This is a genomic window from Colwellia sp. (assembly GCF_013214175.1).
GTDB lineage: Bacteria > Pseudomonadota > Gammaproteobacteria > Enterobacterales > Alteromonadaceae > Colwellia.
On sequence record NZ_JABSPA010000002.1, the window covers coordinates 541,766 to 564,394 of the forward strand.

Below are 22,629 nucleotides of genomic sequence, written 5' to 3' on the forward strand. Positions count from 1 at the left end.
ATAGATAAAAGCGATTTATTAAAGAAAAAGCGACTTAAATGAATTTAAGTCGCTTTTTTATATCAAAAATTATAGTTTACTAATAACACACTACAAAAATATTTTGGTAGTTATAGCTGAGCGAAACACTTATCAACAGCAACTAATGTTTTTTCTATAATATCATCACTATGTGCAGTTGATAAAAATCCAGTTTCATAAGCCGATGGCGCTAAGTAAACCCCTTCAGCTAACATCAAGTGAAAGAAACGTTTGAACTTCTCGGCATCACATTGAGTTGCTTGCTCGTAGCTAGTGATAGGGTTTTTGTCGTCGGTAAAGAAGAAGCCAAACATGGCGCCAACATAATTTACACTTAAGCTAACACCATTACGTTCAGCTGCGGCTTTAAAGCCCATAGCTAGTTTTTCAGTAGCAGCACTTAATTGTTGATGTTTATCACCTTTAGCTAACTCAGTTAATGACGCTAAACCTGCCGCCATAGCAATTGGGTTACCTGATAAAGTACCCGCTTGATAAACTGGGCCAATTGGGGCGATATAATCCATAATCTCTTGTTTGCCACCAAAAGCGCCAACAGGCATGCCGCCGCCAATAACTTTACCTAAAGTGGTAAGGTCCGGTTTAATGTTATAAAGAGCTTGTGCACCACCTAGTGCGACACGAAAGCCAGTCATCACTTCATCAAAGATTAATACGCTACTGTACTGATCACATACCGCACGTAAACCTTCAAGAAAACCAGCAACAGGAGGAATACAGTTCATGTTACCGGCAACAGGTTCAACAATTATACAAGCTATCTCATCGGCGTATTTAGCAAAAATCTCTTTTACTTCTTCGATGTTGTTATAGCTAACTGTCAGGGTATGTTTAGCAAAATCGGCAGGAATACCCGGTGAATTAGGTATACCCATAGTCAAAGCACCAGAGCCCGCTTTTACTAACAATGAGTCAGCATGACCATGGTAACAACCTTCAAATTTTAATATTTTATCGCGGCCAGTATAACCACGCGCTAAACGGATAGCGCTCATGGTAGCTTCAGTACCAGAGCTAACCATACGTAAACATTCCATTGATGGCACTAACTCACGAACCTTTTCAGCCATGGTAATTTCAAGCTCTGTTGGTGCGCCAAAACTCAAGCCATTTTTTGCCGTAGTAATAACGGCATCAAGAATGGCTGGGTGGTTATGACCTAAAATCATTGGTCCCCAAGAGCCAACATAGTCAATGTAAGCTTTATCATCTGCATCATAAATATAAGCACCTTGGGCACGTTTTATAAAGCAAGGTGTACCGCCAACGCCATTGAAAGCACGCACTGGCGAGTTAACACCACCGGGAATTATTTTTTGCGCTTGTTCAAATAACTGTTCTGATTTATTCATAATATATTTCTTCTAAAAGTCGTTACTTATAGGGAGTATTGCCGCTAAGCATTTTTATTTGTCAACCAGTTTACTGGCTTTTCATAATTGCTGATTTGATCTTCAACACCTAACGTTAATACCAGGAAATAGCCTATGCGCAGGCTAGCTCCATAATGGCAATTAAGTATTTTTATTTGTGAACCAGTTTACCGGCTTTTCGTAATTTGTGATTTGATCTTCAACACCTAACGTTAAGGCAAATAAGGCCATACGCACTAAAACACCATTTTGTGCTTGCCTAAAAATAGCTAGGTTATCTAAGTCATTTAGATCTGTATCTAATTCATTGGCTTCAGGGCGAGAGTCGCGCGGCAATGGATGCATGATAACGGTATTTTCTTGACAATATTTTTGGTAAACACTCTTATTCAAACTGAAATGTCCGCGATATAATTCTGCTTCATCTTTGCTGGCAAAGCGCTCTTGCTGAATTCTGGTTTGATAGATAACATCAGCAGATAAATTTCCCGCCATAGTTTCTGTCAAAGTAACTTCATGACCGGCATCAGTTAATGTTGAAATAACACTGTCAGGCATTTGTAAGGCCTTGGGTGCCACCATAGTCACTTTAACATTGTCATAAAGACTGAGTAATTTGGATAATGAATGTACGGTACGACCATGTTTTAAGTCACCCATCAAAACAATATTTAAATCATCTAAGCCTTTATTAAAGTGCATCATTTCAGACTGAATAGTAAATAAATCTAGTAAAGCCTGAGTAGGGTGTTCATTGGCACCATCACCACCATTGATAACTGGCACTGTACTGCCTAGAGCAAACTGATCTACCGAGTGCATTTGTGGGTGACGCATGGCAATGACATCGGAATAGCCGCTGATCACTTGCGCGGTATCAAATAAAGATTCACCTTTACTTAGCGATGAGTTTTCTTGACCAACGGTTTCACGGACAGAACCGCCGAGTAAGTTAAAGGCGGTACCAAAACTAACACGAGTACGTGTGCTTGGTTCAAAAAATAAGTTACTTAATATTGCACCTTCGAGCACATGACAACGTTTTTGTCGTGACGCATAAGGTGCCATTTGTGCGGAAATTTGTAAAATCTTTACGATAGCCTCTCGGTCAAATTGTGATACCGATAGAATATGGTTACCTTGAAATTTCATCATCGTGATTAGTTACATTGAAAGGGGAAAAATTTGCCAAGAATATAGCATAAAATGACCAATTTGCGAATGGTAAACAATATTTTAACCTGTTGTCAGTACACGATGAAAATAAAAAAAGGCAGATGAAACTGCCTTTTTATTATCGATAGCTTGCCCTTAACTTCGTCGACGGTTAAAGGTTAGTAAGGTTAGTAGCATCAGAATATAATAGACGCTACCACCGCTTGATTTACCCGTGTCTTGAGCTGGAGTAAAAACGATGTTCTTTAAATACCCTTGGTCACTTCCTTCGCTAGTAGCTCCATCTTTGAGGTAAAGCCATGTTATTTGATGTTCACCGACAGGAAAGTCAGGGACAGTTACCTTAGTATAAGGGACTTCGCCAGAGATAAAATCTATTTGCTCACCATCAACAAATAGATACAAGGCATCATAGGGAGCATCAGGATTATCGGTATTTTCTTCCGAAGAAACTTTCCAATCAAATGATAAGCTACCCGCGCCAGAGAATGTCAGCATAACAGTGCTTTGCTGATCATCAGTTATGTCTCCACTTAAAATTGCTGCCTCGCTATTATCAAGTAACCAAGGTAGATCACCACCACTAAACCAAAGTAATTCAGATGACCCATTAGATAATTGAGTATTAATAGCATTATTAGCGGCAATAGCTTGTGCGCTTATATAGCTTTGACTAGTTGGAATGGCTTCATCATTACTATTAATAATAATCCGCATTTTATGCTGACCGACAGTTTTAGCATCAAAGGCAAGTTGAATTTGGCAATTTTGTTTTGCAGCTAACGTAGTGCAATTATCGGTAGTTAAACTAAAGCCAGTACTGCCAATTTTTTCAGCTTCTAGGGTGAAAGTTAAATTAGCAGTCAAATCACTATTATTAGTGACCGTTAGCTGGGTTGTTTGTGCGGTCTGTTGTGGAGTAATGGCAAAGTCATAATTTGGCTCAATGGCTATGCCTTTTGTGAGACTGTTAATCCAAGCCGTAAACTTGCCAACACGAGCGTACACATCTGGAAAGGCTGCATCGGCACAGCCGACACCGTAACTGACTATGCCAATTTGTTGCCAACCTTGATTGGTGTTAACTAACAATGGCCCGCCACTATCTCCTTGGCATGAGCCTTTACCACCACCTAAAAATTCAGCACAGATCATGCTGTCAGTAATACCAACCTGACTAGGTAAATAGTTAATACCCTCTAAGTCAGTATAAGCTTGCGCTAGTTTATCTTTGCATTGCTCATTACTGAGCAATGCAAGCTCAACTTGACGCAATTTATCGGGCTGACTATTGGGCGGGGATTCTTCATTAGCACCATAAGCAGTAACATTGCCCCAACCTATGACTGTTGCAGCTGCGTTGTCTAGGGCTAGCTGGCTACTCGAAGCTAAATCAATTAGCTTTACCGCTGGATTATCAATAGTTGCAACTAGTTCTATCAGGGCAATATCGTTATTAAAAGAGGCACCTTCATTATATTCTGGATGTATATAAATTCGTTTAATCGCTGTGGCATTTTCAGCACCATCGTTTAAGTCATATTCACCGACATTGACTTTTAGCAAGCTAATATTGGCATCGACAACACAATGAGCCGCGGTAAGTACCCATTGCTCACCGATAAAGCTAGCGCCACAATTAGCGCTCTGAGCAATTTGCTGTTGGGCTGTAACATTAATAGTGGCGATACTACCAAGCATATTTAGCAGCGTGGCACCATCGTTTTGGCTAATGGCTACCACAGGAATAGTGCCAGAGAAATCCTCACCTAAGGTGCCATTGAGATCACCTACAACATTATTAAAAATAATTGCACCAATACCACCACCGTTTTGGCAATTATCGACTTTGACGGAGAAATCGATTTCCCCACGAGCAATTAAACATATTTTACCTGCTGCCGAGTCACATTGACTATCGCCAATACCACAGTCAGCCATAGTGGCACTAGCTTGACCCGATGGGCTGTTTGAAAAAGAGCCGCTATCATAGGCAGTACCAGCGACCTCTAAAGAGGTATTGACCTCATTATAGGTAGAAACTAAGGCTGCTATCCAAGGCCAATCACCTTGACCTGCAAGTTGACCACCAACAATCTTAGGCTTGATTATGGGTAACGTTGATTGGCTATTGGCATTGACTGTTGATAAGAGAGTAGTGAACGCTAAGCAAGCGAATAAAATGTACTTCATTAAAATGTTCCCTAATTTAGGTAATCCACAAGCGGATTAACATTTTTTTAACATTGTGGGCAAATTACCCTATTTAGATTATAACTGCAATGTATGAAAAATGAAGTGGGGTTCACTGTTATGTATTTTGTTTACAAATCGGCGGTTTGTTGTTTGTGTAACGGTAAATAAGCTACTAGGAAAAACAATAAAAAAACGATTGCCGTACTGATGTCATGCTGCTTATCAGTCAATAAATTAAAATAGCTAAAACCATGCTCGACTAATGCAATAACGACACCCGAAATAAATAAAGTGACTTTGTTTGCTTGGCCTTGAGCACCAATAGATTTTGCCAGCAGATAAGCTAATACAGGAATAAATGACCATATGACTAATACCAATTGAATTAATGAATGCACCACTTAGCGAGAATTAAAAGGCTTAGAGGCAAGGCATTGATTGAAGAGAATGGTTATTCCATTGTCAAAATAAATAACGCCGCATATATGCCTTTTAAACTCGCCCTTCGGGAGCTCAGTAGCAAACTGATAACATCACAAAATAAATGAAATATAGAATAACTATGTTTAACTAAATTTGTTTTTTCTAAGCTCGCTATTGAAGCTCTAAGTTGGCCGATTCATTATTTCAATTGGTATAAGACAACTAATGAGAACAAGAGTGCACTGAGCGCCAAGGTGTTTTTTTAAAATACTTCGGCAATGGCATAAAGTTGCGTGACTACATAACCCAAATATAAATACAGCATAACTTACCTTAGTTGGCCTTGATTAGCCTTAATCGAGTTTAATAGATGAGTGGAAGTTACATCGGCTTAACGTAAGCTAAAATAATAACTGCTAATAAAATAAGTACCGGAAGTTCATTGAAAATACGATAGAAGCGACCTGAACGGGTATTTTTATCTTGGGCAAAGGTTTTCACTAACTTAAAACAATAGCCGTGGTAAACAAATAGCACTATCACTAAGCTCAATTTAATATGTAGCCACTTAGCAGCAACAAACCAGTCATGTCCGTAAGCGTGGATTATTGCTAAACCCATTATTAAGGTAAAAATGGCAAAAGGAGTGATAAAATACAATAAGCGTTTTTCCATCCCCTTAAGGTGCTGAGCGACTTCAGTTGATTTGGTTTCTGCGTGATTGACAAATAAACGTGGTAAATAAAAGATACCAGCAAACCAAGCGACCATAAAAAAAACATGGAAGGCTTTGAGCCAGAGGATATTGTTGATTAAAAATGTGTCCATTAAAGGAGTTTTCCTGCTACTAAATAAATTCTAAGTTGTTCAAAAGTGACTAGGCCAATACAGTCGTTGATATCTTTATGATAAATGTATACCGCCCCTGAACGTTGCTCTACTAATGCTAAATATGCTTCTGCCAAGGTTGCTTGATGATTCAGTGGCATAAGCTTGTGTAATATCAATTTTTTAGCAAGATTATGTTCAATGTCCTTATCTTCATCGTCAGCTATCTCAGCATCGAATTGCGCCCAATAGTAATCATGTATCTTTGCCGACTGTGCAGGCGCTTTATTAATAATGAATTGTGATTCATCATTTTTTAGTAGTTCACCGATAATAGAACGATTACTGGCTTGCTCTAACATCAAAAAATTATCTTTCATTACCGCTAAGACACCAATATTTTGCAATGATTCTTCAATGGGCGGTTTGCGATAGGATAAGTTTTGCGCATCTAATTGCATGATAAAAATAGACTCGTTTTTACAAAGTTGTCGAGACACTATACTGGCAATGGTAATGACAATCATGGCGGGAACAACCAACTCAAGTTGACCAGATAGCTCTACTACAGTGAGTAGAGCTGCAAGGGGCGCATTCAAGCTGGCAGCCATAAAACCGGCCATGCCCATGAGAATGAAATCACTGCCAAGGTGCTCACCGGGTAATACTTGTATCACTAACGCACCAGCGCAAGCGCCTGCTATAGCTCCTATACCAAGTGTCGGACCAATAATACCGCCCGGTATACCTAAGCCAAGAGCAAACATAGTCATTAATAATTTAGCGATAAGTAAGCTAAATAACAAACCTAGCTGCAAGTTACTGGTTAAGGAAATATCTATGGCACTTGTGCCTGTGCCCATAGCGCCAGGCACTAAATAGCCTAAAGTACCGGTAATAAAAGCGGCAAGTAATAAGCGCGGCACTATATGATATTTAACACTATGTTTAATGATTAAAACTAGGTACTTATTAAATGCGGCCGCCAAAACTCCTAAAACTATGGCGAGCAGTATTAAGGAAAAGTAGTGGTGTTGGCCAAGTGCTATGGTATGAAAGTATTCAAAGTTATGACTGGTGCCAAAGACACTTCGGGTAATCAAGGAGCCAACAATAGCAGCCAGCATAACAGGCACAAAAATATGGACCTTGTATTCACGCATGATTACCTCCATAACAAAAATAACCGCAGCAATCGGGGTGTTAAATGTTGCTGCTATGCCTGCGGCTATACCACAAGCACACAAGGTACGGATACTGTTATAAGGTAGTTTCAAAACACTACCTATATAGCTACTACAGGCTGCGCCAAGGTGTACCGCAGGTCCTTCACGCCCAACAGAAAATCCAGAGGCGAGTGCTACCGCGCTACCCCAAAATTGGTTAAGAGTGTTTTTAAAGGGAATGACACCATGAGCAACTTTTAAGCGATGTAGAACAAAGGGGATACCGGTGCGTAAATATTTATAACCGGTAAGCCAACCAATAAGTAAGATGATAAGAGCGCCGATTATGGGTAAATCAAAACGACTTAATTCATCTAAACTGCTATAGTTATCGCGTTTTATTAGGTAGAGCTGCTGGATTTCTTCGATAGTAAGCGTAAATAACACCACTAATAAAGCGGAAGCGCAGCCACCAATAATGGCCAGCAAACAAATTTGCCAAGAGGTTGTTGGTAAAGCTAAATGTTTTCTTATTGCAGCGATTGAAATTATCATTACAGGATTATAATACTTTACAAATGAAATGGTTAGCAAAAATAAATCTAAGGGTAGTCATTGAGCGCTTAGGCACCTTTAAATCGGCTTTGTTTTTATGCACAGTGATAGGTCTTTGTCTTTTTATTGGCTACCGAATGGGAAATTATTATCATTATTTTCAAGTGACCAGCCTTGAACAACAAAAGCTTAGATTGGAACAACTCTATCACCAACAAGAGCAGAGTACAGCACGAATTCACTCCTTAGAGGTTGAGTTAGCTGTTGAACAACTTGCTAATAAAAAGGCACAAAGTTTACTTAAAGCCGAAGCCGTGCAACAGTTTGAAGTGAAAAAGCAATTAGCTTTTTACGAAAAGATAATGGCACCAGAAAAACAAGCGGCAGGCTTATTGGTTGAAAGTGTGAAAATAACCGCCAGTAAAACGCCTAATCAATACCATTTTCAAGTGACCTTAGTGCAACAGCAATTGAAGCGGCGCTATACTAAAGGCTATATAGAATTGGTCTTTGAAGGTTATGAAGGTGAAAAATCAATAAAGCTTAAACTTGCCCAAGTCTCTAAATTAAATAAGAAAGATGTAAAGTTCAGTTTTCAATATTTCCAGATTATTAGTGGTAAATTTACCTTGCCGGCTCATTTCACTCCTGAAAATATCTTGGTCTCGGCAATACTAAGTAAATCTCGTTGGCAAAAATATGCTAAAAAAGATAAACATGTGCCATGGCTGGTAAGTCAGTAACCTTTGATACTTATCAACGAATAATACTTGATTAAATTAGTCAGGTTTAAGATAATTAGCTTTGTTACCATCCATCGTTTTTAAAGCGTATTTTTTTTCGTACTTTATAGTACTAAGTAGAGCACCATGTCAAACCCTGAATTACCCATTAAATTTACCGATGCAGCGGCGACTAAAGTCCTTTCGCTAATCACCGAAGAAGAAAATCCTGCTCTTAAGCTACGTGTATATGTTACTGGTGGTGGTTGTTCAGGCTTTCAATATGGTTTCACTTTTGATGAAAAAGTAAATGATGGCGATATGACTATTGAAAAGCAAGGTGTTGCTATGGTGATAGATCCTATGAGTTTACAATACCTTGTTGATGGTGAAGTAGACTATCTTGAAAGTTTAGAAGGTAGCCGTTTTGTGGTAAACAACCCTAATGCAACGACTACTTGTGGTTGCGGTTCATCATTTTCTATCTAGCTTGCTAATTTTTTAGTTAAAGAAAGCTACTAAATGCCGACGTTATGTCGGCATTGTCATTTCTGCTCCGCTAAAAATTTCAGCTATTTGTGTCATAGCCAAATTTCCTGACCACGACTTCTGAGATAAATTAAGACGAAAAATGCTTGATGAGTCCCAGCTTGCGAAGAGTATTTCTTACATGGCTGCTGTTTTAATTTTACCAAAGGTTACATAAAGGCACAAAGAGGCGAACAATTTGTTGCAAGTTAGTTTATATCCTCTTTAGAAAACACGTTACTATAGCCGCCATCAATATGGAGTTATAATGATGAAATTTACCTTGAATTCTCGCTGGTTAGCGCAACGTCCTTACCTTATCGCCACTTTAATTACCCTTGTTTTGGTGTTATGGATGGCTTCTGGTCCCAGTGTCGCCGAGCAAAAATCGACATTAAAAGCAAAAATCCCAAGTCATAATGAACAGCAGCTGATAGCTAAAGTTAAAGTTGAAACCCGATTCGGCCAAGATATACATAAAACAATTGAACTTTACGGCCGTACCGAGCCTAATCGTATCACCACATTAAAAGCAGAAGTTCGCGGTAAAATTGTTGAGGTACTGGCCAAAAGAGGCTCAAAAGTAGCTAAAGGGCAGGTTATTGCAAAAATTGCTTTAAATAGTTTACCCGCGCAATTAGCACGTAGCCAAGCATTATTAACCCAGCGTGAAGTCGAGTACCAAGGTGCATTAAAATTAAATAAACAAGGCTATCAAGGTAAGGTGCATTTGGCACAATCCTATGCCGCGTTAGCGTCAGTAAAATCTGAAATTATCAGTTTAGAATTAGATATTGCCAACACGGTTATTAAGGCGCCATTTGCCGGGGTTTTAAATACTCGTTATGTTGAAGTAGGTGATTATGTTGCGTCTGGCGATGATATTGCCATGATTGCTGATTTAGACCCACTTATTGTTAGAGCCCATGTTACTGAACAACAAATAAGTCAGTTATCTGTTGGCCAAGTTGCCCAAGTGAGCTTACTTAATGGCCAGCGATCACAAGGTACATTACGTTATATTGCCAGTGTCGGTGATGATGCAACCAATACCTTTAAAATAGAAGTGGCCATCGAGAATAAAAACTCACAGTTATTAGCAGGTTTAAGTAGTGAATTAAGTATAGATTTAGCCTTAATGTCAGCAATAAAAATCTCACCAGCACTGCTAGCTTTGGATGAACAAGGCAATATTGGCGTTAAATCAGTTAAAGAGTCTATTGTGCAATTTACCCCCATTGAAATCATTAAAAGTGATAGTGATGGTATTTGGTTAACCGGCCTAGGCGAACAAGCAGATATTATTGTTTTAGGGCAAGGCTTCGTTCGTGCCGGTGATAAAGTCGAAGCCATCTTCGACCAAGCAGACATGCAAGCGAGCGGCAAAGTAGGTGATAGTACCGATGAACAAACAGCTGCCACTGCAGCTGCACAGGATTAGGAGCCTTTATGTTAACGCTTATTGAAGCCGCCTTAACGCGTACTCGCTCGGTCCTAATGTTATTTGTGCTACTACTTGTTTCTGGCGCAATCACTTATAACAATATCGCTAAAGAAGCCAACCCAGATATTACCATTCCAATTATTTATGTCTCTATGATCCATGATGGCATTTCACCAGAAGATGCCGAGCGCATGCTGGTTAGACCCATGGAGAACGAACTTAAATCCATTGCTGGCATTAAAGAAATGCGCTCCAATGCCGGTGAAGGCCACGCTTCAGTTACCTTAGAGTTTATCGCTGGACTTGACCCGAAAGAAGCGCTTGCCGATGTCCGTGATAAGGTTACTTTAGCGAAAGCTAAACTGCCTAATGATACGGAAGAGCCAGTAGTCAATGAAGTTACTATGGCTAACCAAGAAGCAGCATTAACGGTTATATTATCTGGCGCGGTTACCGAGCGAGGCTTGATCACCTTAGCGCGTAATATCAAAGATAAAATTGAAGGCATGCAAGAAGTGCTCGAAGTTGATATCGGCGGCGACCGTGAAGACATGGTTGAAATTCTTGTCGACCCACTATTGATGGAAAGCTATGGTCTTGACCAAGCTGATATCTATAACCTAGTAGAACGCAATAATCGCCTAGTGCCAGCAGGTACTATGGATACCGGTAAAGGTCGTTTTGCTATTAAGGTGCCTTCTGTTTTTGAAGATATTCAAGATTTATTAGAATTACCAATTAAAGTGGATGGCGACAGAGTTATCACCTTCCAAGATGTATCCACTGTGCGCCGTGCTTATAAAGATCCAACTACCTTTGCTCGACTTAATGGTCATCGCTCTGTCTCACTAGAAGTTAAAAAACGCTCAGGCGAGAACCTCATTGATACAGTCGATAAAGTAAAAGCCATTGTTGAAAAAAGTAGAGCTAAGTGGCCGCAGCAAGTACAAGTTGATTATGTCGGCGATCAATCAATAGAGATTAAAAGAACGCTTACCGATTTACAAAATAATGTTTTCTCAGCAGTACTGTTAGTGGTTATTGTCATTATTGCCGCTTTGGGCACTCGTACCGCCTTATTGGTTGGCTTAGCCATTCCTGGAGCCTTTTTAACCGGTATATTAGTTATTGCCTTGGCCGGCATGACGGTTAATATCGTGGTGCTTTTTGGTCTGATAATGGCTGTTGGTATGTTAGTTGATGGCGCTATTGTGGTCACCGAGTTTGCCGATAGGCAAATGAATGAAGGTCATAGCAAAAGTGTTGCTTATGGCTTGGCGGCGCGTCGCATGGCTTGGCCTATTATTGCCTCAACCGCAACAACCTTAGCCGCTTTTGCTCCGTTAATGTTTTGGCCGGGCATCATGGGTGAATTCATGAAATACCTACCTTTCACCTTGATTGCGGTATTAACTGCTTCTTTAGCAATGGCACTAATTTTTGTTCCTACTTTAGGTACAGTGTTGGGCAAAGCGCGTGTTGTCAGTTGTAAAGAGCAAAAGCAAATTGAGCAAGTTGACGCAGGGGATTTCAGTAAACTATCGGGGTTTACCGGCGGTTATATTCGTGTATTAATGACAGCGATTAAACATCCTTGGAAAATAGTTGCCGGCACCTTAACTGTGTCTTTTGTGGTGATGTGGCTTTATGGTGCATCTGGCCTTGGTGTTAGTTTTTTCCCTGATGTTGAGCCGCAAAGTGCCACTATGGTGGTGCGCTCTCACGGTGATTTATCGGTAAAAGAAAAAGATGTCATTATGCGTGCTATTGAACAACGCATTCTACCGTTAGAAGAAATTGAAACCCTGTACACCTTAACGGGTGGTAATAACCAAATAGGGACCTTTAAAGTAAACTTTGTTGATTGGCAATTAAGGCGCTCTGCCGATGACATAGTCGCTACTATCCATGAGTTAACTGAGGACTTAGCCGGTGTTGAAATTGAAGTTAGAAAAAATAAGAATGGTCCGCAAAGTGGTAAAGATTTAAAACTTGAGTTGAGCTCGCGCTTTCCTGAACATTTAGATAAATCGGTGGCAATTATTCGTGATGCTTTAGCTGCTTCTGGAAAATTTACTGATATTGAAGATACTGGCTCTAAACCCGGCATAGAATGGCAATTGATCATTGATCGAAATAAAGCCGCTACCTATGGCGCCGATGCTGCTTTGGTAGGTTCGAGTGTGCAAATGGTTACCAATGGCTTAAAACTGGGTGAATATCGCCCAGACGATGTCGATGATGAACTCGATATTCGGGTACGTTTTCCTGAAGAGAAACGTAATATTAGTCGCTTAGATTCATTGCGACTAAAAACCCCTTCAGGGCTAGTACCGGTTGGCAGTTTTGTTGAACGTAAAGCCGCGCCGAAAGTAGATACCATTCGCCGAGTGGACTCTAAACGCGTGGTCACTGTGCAAGCGAACTTAATTGCCGGTGCGCAGTTATTGCAAGAGTTACCTATTTTACAAGAACAGCTAGCTACTTTAGGGCTGCATCCATCGGTGGAGATTAATGTCAAAGGGCAAAATGAAGATCAACAAGAGTCGCAAGCGTTTTTAGTGAAAGCTTTTGCTATCGCGTTATTTGTTATGGCGATGATTTTAGTGACTCAATTTAATAGTTTTTATCAGGCGCTATTGATTTTAAGTGCGGTAATATTTTCAACGGTTGGCGTATTCCTGGCTTTGTTATTGGTGCAAAAACCTTTTGGTATTGTTATGGGCGGTATTGGTGTTATTTCATTAGCGGGAATTGTGGTGAATAATAATATAGTACTGATTGATACTTATAACGTGTTACGCAAAGAAGGCTATGCCGTGGTTGATGCTATTTTACGTACCGGTGCCCAACGTTTACGCCCTGTTATGTTAACGACAATAACCACCATCTTGGGTTTATTGCCTATGGTATTACAAGTTAACTTAGACTTTTTTGAACGTACTATTGTCTTTGGTGCACCTTCTACGCAATGGTGGACACAGTTGGCAACAGCCATCGCAGGTGGCTTAGCCTTTGCAACTGTACTGACCTTAGTATTAACGCCATGTTTATTGGTGTTAAGAGATAAGCGAAAAGAAGATAAACAGGCCATTGCAGCAGTAAAGCTGCAAATAGAAGCTAAAGAAAATAATCTCGTTAATGAGGTAAGTAACGCGGCTTAGGTTCTCACTTTATTTGATGGTATAACGTATGACTCAATGGTAGTTTTCTGTCGTTCAGTCATACGTTTTTTAGTGTGTCATTCCTTAATGAAAGGCCTAGCCTTCCATCAACAACATTTCGATGATTTGCTGCATATCAAGATCGAACTCTTCTGCTCTTACTCCTTTAACAATGAAGTCGTCACATGCTGACAGATCAATTTCTTGCTTATTGAGGAAGTGATTAAGTTTAACGCTATAAAAGGAGTGAACCTGTGGATTGGTCGGATCTTTATCGTTGCGACACTTCACCAGGGCAAGTTTATTTGAGCTCAGCTGCACTAAAGAGCCAACAGGAAAAACCCCTACACACTTGATGAAATGATCAACCAAGTCGCAATCTAGCTGATCTTTTTTGGCTAACTCACGTAAAATAGCAAAAGCTTTACCATGGGCAAAACCTTCCTTATAAACTCTGGTAGCGGTTAGCGCATCAAAAATATCACAAATAGCAATCATACGGCCATATTGGCTAATATCTGCACCTGAAACTTGAAACGGATAACCTTTACCATCAAGTTTTTCATGGTGCAGGGCGGCCACTTCAAGACTCAGGGCACTGACGCCAGGTGTCTCCTTAATGATGTCGATGGAATGATTGGCATGAGTTTTCATGATAGTGAATTCATCATCGGTTAATTTACCCGGTTTATTTAAGATCTCATTGGGTATTTTAATTTTGCCAATATCATGGAGAAATGCACCAACGGATAGCTGTTCAATAATGTCTCTTGCTAAACCCAAATAACGAGCAAACAAAGTGATATAAACTGAAACTGCGACAGAGTGCTCTAATAGGTATTCATCTTTTTCTCGAATATTTAACATACAGGCAAGGGAGTCAGGGCTATTAAATATTGCATCGATAGACTTATTGGTAACTTCAACAACAGATGATAAATCTAAGCTGCTACCACTAAGAGCATCATTGAACAATTTTTGTTGAATTAATTTAGATTGGTTAAAAATTTCTTGTGCTTGTTTAAGTTCTTTTAAATTAATAGGGGAGGATTTTGCAAGGATAGGTTCAGGTTTTTTGCTACTAGTTATAATTGTTTTGCTATCGTCAATTAGCACACAATAAACATTTTTTCTTTTAAGGTGCTTAATGACCGCCTTACTTTTTATGTGACCTGCGGCAGTTAAAGAAAAATTATCTGCTTGGCTAATAATCTTTACTACATAATGGCCAACAGTCAACTCGGAAATTTTTTTTTCAATTAGCATGCGCTCGCGCCGTTTTTTAGGGCTAGTATTTCAACAGAAGTCATTTGGAAGCTTGCTTATACTAGCTGATGTTTTTTATTATGTGCTGAATAATACTAGTCATACTTAGTTAGTTATTCCATTCTATCACAACTTTTAAAATACCAACTTGGCGTTAAATTTGCTTTACAATAGGAGTTTAGTTAAATAAATTTCATATTCACCGCTTGTTTGCCGATATAGGGGGGAAGCAGGTTTAGCCTAGTTAGGATTATTATGCGTATTTTATTATTGTTTTTTATCTTTTTAGCCACTTTTCTATCTATTACGCCATCAGCTATGGCGATGGCAAAAAATATGCAAGCGGTGCAGATCTACACTGATAATCAATTACTTGATTTGATTAGAGATAATAAACACTTAAGTCAAGTGGTGCTAGATGAATGTCAATTAGTACAAGATATAGAAGCGCGAGCTAATATATCCAAAATGCCCTCTTATCAATTTTTATGGGGTGATATGTTGGCCTATGGTGTCTGTGTCAAAAAAGACATTTCCTTAGGGTTACATTATATGCATCTCGCCGCTGATCAGGGCTTAGCGGAAGGCTTAGAACAATTAGGCCGCTATTACCATATCGGTAAATTTATGCAGGTTGATACTGAACGCGCCATTGTTTATTTAAAAACAGCGGCAAGTTTAAATAACTTAGCCGCGCAAATGCGTTTAGCGGGTTTATACCAACAGGGCTATGGTAGTCCATTAGACTTCCCAGCCTTATATTCTCAATTGCATCATTCTTTAACCGATGATAAAGCAACCCATAAAAAAATCAGTGAATTATTGACCGACCTTGCCAGTAAAATGCCGAGTAAAGTCGTCACACAAGCGAAAAGTACTAGTTATACCAATTAAATTAATTAAGTTTACAACTTTCAATGAGAATAAATTTTCAATAGTAAGGCGCTTGATTGAGTAATAGCTGGCTATTGGGATTGAAAGTAACGAAGTTATTGGCTATTTAGGCCATTTGAAAATGGCTACTTAGTTATTGTAGTTGGTATCCTACCAATTAAGCGTTGGCTTAAGGCTGTTAATTTAATCTTTATGGTATACTGACAAACAGTTATCCTTAAATACTGACCTCTTATAGTGACCTATAACGATCCACATGCTAAACGCGAAGCCAAAAAATATGAAAAGCCAGTCGCCTCACGCGAATTATTGCTTTCAATCATCGAAAAGTGCTCACCACCACCAAGCTTCAATACCATGGTTAAAACGCTAAAGTATGATGAAGAATATCAACTTATTGGTTTGAAACGTCGTTTACGCGCCATGGAAAATAGTGGTCAGTTAATCTTTAATAAATTCAAACAATACGCAGTGCCGGAAAAAAATAGCCTACTGACCGGCAAAGTTATCGGTCATAGGGACGGTTTTGGTTTCTTTTCGCCGGATGATTCATCGATTACCGATAAAAAAGGCAAAGATTTTTATATCTCTTCTTATGAAATGCAACGTGTATTTCATGGTGATATCGTGCAAGCTATTCTGGTTGATCGGACCGACCGAAAAGGCCGTAAAGAAGTTAAAATTCTTGAGGTTATTGAACCAAGGAAAGCACCCATAGTTGGTCGTTTATACGTTGATCATCATATTTGCTCGGTAGTGCCCGAAGACAGTAAAATTAAACAAGAAGTGCTAATCGACCCTGAAGCTAGGCTTAGTGCTCGTCATGGTCAAATGGTGGTTGTTGAACTAGTACAAAGACCGACTAGGCGCACTAGTGCCATTGGTAAAGTGATTGAAGTGTTAGGTGACCACCTTGCCCCAGGCATGGAAATAGAAATCGCCTTACGCGCCCATGATTTACCTCATCAATTTTCTCATTCCGTACAAGCGGAAGTGGCCAGTATTGCTGATGAAGTAGAAGAGTCAGCTAAGTTACCACGCAAAGACTTACGTGACTTACCGTTAGTAACCATTGATGGTGAAGATGCTCGCGACTTTGATGATGCGGTCTATTGTCAGCCGAAAAAATCAGGTGGCTGGCGCTTATGGGTAGCGATTGCCGATGTTAGTTATTATGTGAAAGATGGCACAGACCTTGACGAAGAGGCAATATCTCGCGGTAATTCAGTCTATTTTCCTAGCCAAGTTATCCCTATGTTGCCCGAGAAACTTTCTAATGGTTTATGTTCACTAAAACCGGATGTCGACCGTTTATGTATGGTTTGTGAAATGACGGTTAGCGCGACGGGTAATCTCTCAGGCAGTCAATTTTATCCGGCAGTAATGCGCTCTCATGTCCGTTTTACTTACACCAAAGTCGCCGCTATTCTTGACGGTGATGAAACGCTGGTTAATGAATATCAAGCCTTGGTACCAGATTTAAAAAATCTTGAAAATATGTACCATGCCTTAACGGATGCCCGTCTTAAACGTGGTGCTATCGCTTTTGAAACGCAAGAGTCTATTTTCCTTTTCAATGAAGATAAAAAGATTGATAGTGTTGTGCCGTTAATTCGCAATGACGCTCATAAAATCATTGAAGAATGTATGATTTTAGCCAACGTAGCGACAGCGAAATTTATTGAAAAACATGAAAAACCGGGTTTATTCCGTGTGCATGAAAAGCCTAATGAAGATAAGTACCGTAACTTTATTACTTACTTAAATGAGCTTGGTTTATCAATGCCAGTAAAAGAAGAGCCGGAGCCAAGAGATTACGGTGATATCTTAGCGAAAGTGGCCGGTCGTCCAGATCAAGAGCTTATTCAAACCATGCTGTTACGCTCAATGCGCCAAGCGGTTTACCAAAGTGACAATGAAGGTCATTTTGGTTTAGCGTTACCTTCATACAGTCACTTCACTTCACCTATTCGTCGTTACCCTGATTTAGTTGTGCATCGTGTGATTAAAGCAATTCTTGAAAAAGAAGCTAAGAATGATGCTAATGAAGGTTTTTACGAGTACACATTAGCAGAAGTCATTGAATTAGGTGAACATTGTTCTATGACTGAGCGCAGGGCTGATGAAGCGACGCGTGATGTTGCTGACTGGCTTAAGTGTGAGTTTATGCAAGACCATGTTGGTGATAATTTTACCGGCGTTATCTCAACGGTGACTAACTTTGGCATGTTTGTTCGCTTACAAGATTTACATATTGAAGGTTTGGTGCATATCACTTCTCTTGGTCGTGACTTCTACCACTTTGATGATGTTCGTATGTGTCTTACCGGTGAAAACAGTGGCAATAAATTCCGTGTCGGCGATGAAATTCGTGTGCAAGTTGCCGCGGTTAACCTTGATGAAAAGAAAATAGATTTACGACTTGAAGGTGTTGATGTTGACGATTCACCTCAAGGCAGGTCTAAAGGAAAATCTAAAGATAGGTCTAAAGGTAAGTCTAAAAGCATAGGTGGTCGGCGTTCAGGGAAAAGCTCTGAGGCAAGTCAACCGACTGACAACAGTGTGAATAATGCGACCGCTAAAAAAGGCAAGTCTAAAAGTGGCGCTAAAAGCAAGTCTAAAGGCCATGCTAAAGATAAGCCGAAAGAAAAAAGTAAAGTGAAAAAACGCAGTGCGCGTAAAAAACGTCCGGGTAAAAATGCCCGCAAGAATACCAAGAGCGACGTGACAAAATAGTGAAATAAACCCTTAATTACTTCGGGTATTAAACTTCGGTTAATAATTTAAATATAGAGAAAGAACATGGCAAAAAATGAAGAGTTAGTTTTTGGTATTCATGCAGTTAATGCCTTAATTAACGTAGCACCGGAGCGTTTTATCGAAATATGGCTATTAAAAGGTCGTGAAGATGACCGTATAATGCCAATCATTAATTTATCTCGTAAATACGGAATCGGTACTCAATTGGCCAGTCGTAAAGTATTGGATGAAAAAAGTGAAGGTGAGCAGCACCAAGGTGTTGTTGCCCGTGTTAGACCGGGTAAAGCCTATACAGAAAATGACATAGATGACATTTTACAAGCCGCTGAGAAAAAAGGTATACCACCATTCTTGCTCATCTTAGATGGTGTTACCGATCCACATAATCTAGGTGCTTGTTTACGTAATGCCGATGCTGCTGGTGTACAAGCCATCATAGTTCCAAAAGATAATGCCGCTCAAATCACCCCTACCGTGCGTAAAGTTGCTGTTGGCGCTGTGGAAAGTGTGCCTTTAGTACAAGTAACTAACTTATCAAGAACAATGAAGCAGCTGCAAAAACAAGGTGTTTGGATAGTCGGCACGGCCGGTGAAACTGATACCTGTTTATATGACACCAAACTCGCAGGTCCGATGGCTCTTGTGATGGGCGCTGAAGGAAAGGGCATGCGTCGATTGACTCGCGAAAATTGTGACCAATTAGTTAAGTTGCCTATGGCAGGCACCGTTTCTAGTTTAAATGTATCAGTGGCAACAGGTATTTGCCTGTTTGAAATGGTACGCCAACGTTCTATTTAATAATGGACTCATTCGGCTTGTCATTAGGTAAGTCGAATTAATAATAAAGGGAAGTTTACAAATGAAAAAATTATCTATTGCTATAGCTTTAATACTAGCAAGCTTACTTATGGCGCCAAAATTTATTGGCTCTGTCGTAGAAGAAGAGCGCGAAAAAGTACTGGTTGAACTGAATAACACTGACGGTATTACCTTAACTACCAGCCAATATACTAGCAGTTGGTTTGGTGCTGAAGTGACATCTGAACTGACTTTTTCCCTTGATGACGCTGGTTTAGCCGATGTTACCATTCTTTTAGAGGAACAGTTGTCATTTGGCCCGGTGATTATCACTGAGCAAGATTGGCATTTAGGACTTGGCTATTCATCGATGAAGTTTGAATTCTCAGCGGCTGAAGTTGATGACGAAATTATCGACCTTATTAATGAAAAGCTTCACCTTGGCGCGCTACTTAGTTTTAATAAAGATGTCACCACCTTTATTAAAACTGAAGAAATGAGCTATCAGGATGGTGAAACTTTAATTGTCTCTGCACCTGCGGAAGCGCAATTTACTCTTATTAACAATGAGGAAATCAATGGTGACTTTTCTTGGGGTGGTATTGAGATCAAGGGAGAAGGCGAACGTTTTGTTATTGGCACAGTAGCTATGTCAACCGAGCAAAAGGTTGTCAGTGGCGATTACTTGCAAGGAACGGCTATTTTAACGGGTGATGCTACTTTCAATGTTGCTAATATTGATATGTATAGCCAGAACAGTCATGTTTTCTCATTAAGTGAAGCGGGCTTAACCAGTGTTGTTTCAGTAGATGATGAGCTATTAGCACTTAAGTTAAAATATCATGCTAAAGAAATTAGTGCCTCAGGACAGAGTTTTGAACAGCCTAATTTAGAGGTAGTACTAGCGAATATTGATATTAATGCCTTACAAGAATTGAATAAGCTGAGCGCTGAACTATCGATAGATGTGGCAGGGCAGGATTACTCAGCCGAGTTATTAGCGGCATTGTCAGCGGTTGCTGATCAAATCTTAGCGAAAGAGCCTAAATTGACTGTGACCGATTTAAGTGTGGTCACTGAACAAGGCAAGATTGCTAGTGAGTTTTCTTTGAATATCAATAAAGATCTGTTTGATTTTAATAGTATTAACTCGAATTCAATGGCCTTAATTATGGCTTTAGAAGCGGATGCTAAAGGTAGCGTACCTATGGAATTTCTAACTCAGTTCGGTATGGCGCCTATGGTAGATAATTTTGTTGCGCAAGGTTATTTAACCAAACAAGATAATGACGTGAGCTTTGTTGCTAAATATGTTGAAAGCCAGTTAACAATTAACGGTAAAGCCTTTCAGTTATAACACTTTTAATGGCTAACTAAGCTGAGTAAATTCAGGTAACTAAGTAAACAAATACAAAAAAGGCTTATTGTTTGAAACAATAAGCCTTTTTATTTGATGTTTATCTAATAATAGAATTTTACTGAGAAGAGTATTTCCTGCTTATCTACTTTATTTGTAGTAGCTTAAACATTTCTCTACTTCATTTTTAGAGCCCATAATAACTTCAACACGTTGATGGATGCTATCAGGTTCAATATCCATAATACGGCCTTGGCTAGTCATTGCTAAACCACCGGCTTGTTCAAGCAAAAATGCCATCGGATTGGCTTCATACATTAAACGTAATTTGTATGGTTGCTCAGGCTTTCTGCTATCGGCAGGGTAAGTGAAGATACCACCGCGACATAATACACGATGAATATCACCCACCATGGCAGCTATCCAGCGCATATTGAAGTTTTTACCGCGTGGTCCGGTATCACCAGCAAGTAAATCATCAATGTAGTTTTGCATTGGTGCTTGCCAAAAGCGTTGATTTGACATGTTTATAGCAAATTCCTGGGTATCTGTAGGCACTTGTACATTACGTTCTACTAGCAAATAACCACCATGGGTTCTATCTAGTACATAAAAGTGTGTGCCACTACCTGTGGTCATCACTAACATTGTTGATGGGCCGTATAAGACATAACCTGCACAAACTTGAGTATTACCTGCTTGTTTGAACATATCATCATCGCCAGCTTTAATATCTGTTGGCGCTTCATGAATTGAAAAAATAGTACCAATTAATGAATTGATATCGATATTCGAGCTACCATCAAGGGGATCGAACGAAACAATATATTTGCCATTTTCATCACCAGCCACTGAGTGGTCTTCTTCTTCCGATGAAATAGCTTTAACAAAACCAGACTCAAGTAAAATATCTTTAAATAACTCGTTGGCAACCACATCTAATTGCTTCTGAACTTCACCTTGGATGTTTTCATCAAGGGTTGAGCCCATTACGTCACCTAAGTGGCCTTGGCTAACTCGAAACGAAATTTCTTTCGTGGCAGCTAAAATAGTTTTTATTAATGAAATTAAATCAAGAGGTACATTGTCTTGACGTAAAGCTGGGGCTAGTCGTTGCATTAGGTTACCTAAATTACTTTAAAGTTGTTTGGTTTGAATTAGTTTGCTTGTCATCGCGCTGGGCAATTGTTGCGTATTATTATTTGCGTAATAAGTCGTCTTATTTTTGATGTAATCATTTAAAACGACTGACATATTATAGCAAGGTTGTACTTCGCTTTAACATGCTTAACGCGATTAATTTACCGATAATACTTGCTATTGCTTCACTTTACTGGCTTTTAGACGAGTAAAGCTAAAGCGTATTTACAATATCAGGCTTAGTTAGCAGGGCTAAATTACCTGCCAGCAACAAGCTTAAGTCAATGAAAATATCAGCATAGATAAGGTAGCGTAAATCAAACCCCAAGCAGTAACGGGTAATACGGGCATATTATCATATTGTTTTTTAATTGAAATCATCTGCATGATAGTGAAAAAATTCTCCCATAATACAGCAACCTAAGTTCAATCAGGTTATAACTTCTCCAACATAAACCTCTCATACAAGTCCTACAAAAGACGATAGCAGATATAAAGAGCGGCTATAGCATAGTAGCTCAATCTCTTAATGAAAAATGCCTTGTATTTTAAAGTTAAGTGGTAGCCAAAATATTTTTATTTATTGCTTGATAGTACTAATTGATTAAGAATTTTTAAGATGTTTAGTACTGAAACTCGAGTACTTGCTAACATGCACAGTAACACTTTTGACTGTATAATAATTCAGTTTATATGTATATATATTCGTATTTGTAATGTTAAACACCTAATTAAAGCCTTTAATATAGCCAAATAGTGACATTAAGGTATACATTATATTGTATGCATTGTTAATT

Annotated in this window: 16 protein-coding genes; 8 read left to right on the plus strand and 8 right to left on the minus strand. The window is 39.3% G+C overall.

Features of this window, described 5'->3' with window-relative positions; translation table 11 throughout:
* Positions 1-110 precede the first annotated feature (110 nt).
* The 6 genes from hemL to HRT55_RS05440 form a co-directional block, all read right to left on the minus strand.
* Entirely contained in the window at positions 111-1,394 is a 1,284-nt protein-coding gene (gene hemL, locus HRT55_RS05415) for a glutamate-1-semialdehyde 2,1-aminomutase (RefSeq protein ID WP_291619462.1), read from the minus strand.
* A 162-nt stretch (positions 1,395-1,556) separates the two neighbouring features.
* A complete protein-coding gene (locus HRT55_RS05420) occupies positions 1,557-2,570 on the minus strand; it encodes an aspartate carbamoyltransferase (protein WP_291619464.1) in 1,014 nt (337 codons plus the stop codon).
* Positions 2,571-2,726: 156 nt separating this feature from the next.
* Positions 2,727-4,784: a trypsin-like serine protease gene (locus HRT55_RS05425; RefSeq protein WP_291619466.1), complete on the minus strand. Its 2,058-nt coding sequence runs from the start codon at positions 4,782-4,784 to the stop codon at positions 2,727-2,729.
* 131 nt (positions 4,785-4,915) lie between these two features.
* Positions 4,916-5,185, minus strand: a complete 270-nt coding sequence (locus tag HRT55_RS05430; RefSeq protein WP_291619468.1) for a hypothetical protein — start codon at positions 5,183-5,185, stop codon at positions 4,916-4,918.
* A 406-nt stretch (positions 5,186-5,591) separates the two neighbouring features.
* On the minus strand, positions 5,592-6,038 hold the full coding sequence (gene hemJ / locus HRT55_RS05435; protein WP_291619470.1) for a protoporphyrinogen oxidase HemJ: 447 nt from the start codon (positions 6,036-6,038) through the stop codon (positions 5,592-5,594).
* On the minus strand, positions 6,038-7,759 hold the full coding sequence (locus tag HRT55_RS05440) for a chloride channel protein (protein WP_291619472.1): 1,722 nt from the start codon (positions 7,757-7,759) through the stop codon (positions 6,038-6,040). Before HRT55_RS05440 ends, hemJ begins: the two co-directional genes overlap by 1 nt.
* A gap of 137 nt (positions 7,760-7,896) precedes the next feature.
* Here HRT55_RS05440 and HRT55_RS05445 point away from each other — a divergent pair, with 137 nt between their 5' ends.
* The 4 genes from HRT55_RS05445 to HRT55_RS05460 all read left to right on the plus strand — a co-directional run bounded on the left by HRT55_RS05445 (position 7,897) and on the right by HRT55_RS05460 (position 13,617).
* Positions 7,897-8,502, plus strand: coding sequence for a DUF6776 family protein (locus HRT55_RS05445; protein ID WP_291619474.1), 606 nt, complete (start codon positions 7,897-7,899; stop codon positions 8,500-8,502).
* Positions 8,503-8,628: 126 nt separating this feature from the next.
* Complete coding sequence (erpA, locus tag HRT55_RS05450; RefSeq protein ID WP_291619476.1) at positions 8,629-8,970, plus strand: iron-sulfur cluster insertion protein ErpA; 342 nt, start codon at positions 8,629-8,631, stop codon at positions 8,968-8,970.
* A gap of 307 nt (positions 8,971-9,277) precedes the next feature.
* Positions 9,278-10,450 carry an efflux RND transporter periplasmic adaptor subunit gene (locus HRT55_RS05455; protein WP_291619478.1) on the plus strand — a complete coding sequence of 391 codons (1,173 nt, stop codon included), beginning with the start codon at positions 9,278-9,280 and terminating at the stop codon, positions 10,448-10,450.
* A gap of 8 nt (positions 10,451-10,458) precedes the next feature.
* Positions 10,459-13,617 carry an efflux RND transporter permease subunit gene (locus HRT55_RS05460; RefSeq protein WP_291619479.1) on the plus strand — a complete coding sequence of 1,053 codons (3,159 nt, stop codon included), beginning with the start codon at positions 10,459-10,461 and terminating at the stop codon, positions 13,615-13,617.
* Between the two features lie 96 nt (positions 13,618-13,713).
* Here HRT55_RS05460 and HRT55_RS05465 read toward each other — a convergent pair whose 3' ends face one another.
* Positions 13,714-14,883 carry an HD-GYP domain-containing protein gene (locus tag HRT55_RS05465; protein ID WP_291619480.1) on the minus strand — a complete coding sequence of 390 codons (1,170 nt, stop codon included), beginning with the start codon at positions 14,881-14,883 and terminating at the stop codon, positions 13,714-13,716.
* Between the two features lie 255 nt (positions 14,884-15,138).
* On the opposite strand from HRT55_RS05465, the gene HRT55_RS05470 reads away from it, so the two are divergent.
* The 4 genes from HRT55_RS05470 (at position 15,139) to HRT55_RS05485 (ending at position 20,692) form a co-directional block, all read left to right on the plus strand.
* Positions 15,139-15,777, plus strand: a complete 639-nt coding sequence (locus tag HRT55_RS05470; protein ID WP_291619481.1) for a tetratricopeptide repeat protein — start codon at positions 15,139-15,141, stop codon at positions 15,775-15,777.
* Between the two features lie 237 nt (positions 15,778-16,014).
* Positions 16,015-18,513 carry a ribonuclease R gene (gene rnr, locus HRT55_RS05475; RefSeq protein ID WP_291619482.1) on the plus strand — a complete coding sequence of 833 codons (2,499 nt, stop codon included), beginning with the start codon at positions 16,015-16,017 and terminating at the stop codon, positions 18,511-18,513.
* A gap of 66 nt (positions 18,514-18,579) precedes the next feature.
* On the plus strand, positions 18,580-19,335 hold the full coding sequence (gene rlmB / locus HRT55_RS05480; RefSeq protein WP_291619483.1) for a 23S rRNA (guanosine(2251)-2'-O)-methyltransferase RlmB: 756 nt from the start codon (positions 18,580-18,582) through the stop codon (positions 19,333-19,335).
* A 61-nt stretch (positions 19,336-19,396) separates the two neighbouring features.
* The gene (locus HRT55_RS05485; protein ID WP_291619485.1) at positions 19,397-20,692 is read left to right on the plus strand and encodes a YdgA family protein; all 1,296 of its coding nucleotides are present in this window, start codon (positions 19,397-19,399) and stop codon (positions 20,690-20,692) included.
* 150 nt (positions 20,693-20,842) lie between these two features.
* Here HRT55_RS05485 and HRT55_RS05490 read toward each other — a convergent pair whose 3' ends face one another.
* Positions 20,843-21,811 carry a class 1 fructose-bisphosphatase gene (locus tag HRT55_RS05490; protein WP_291619486.1) on the minus strand — a complete coding sequence of 323 codons (969 nt, stop codon included), beginning with the start codon at positions 21,809-21,811 and terminating at the stop codon, positions 20,843-20,845.
* Positions 21,812-22,629 lie beyond the last annotated feature (818 nt).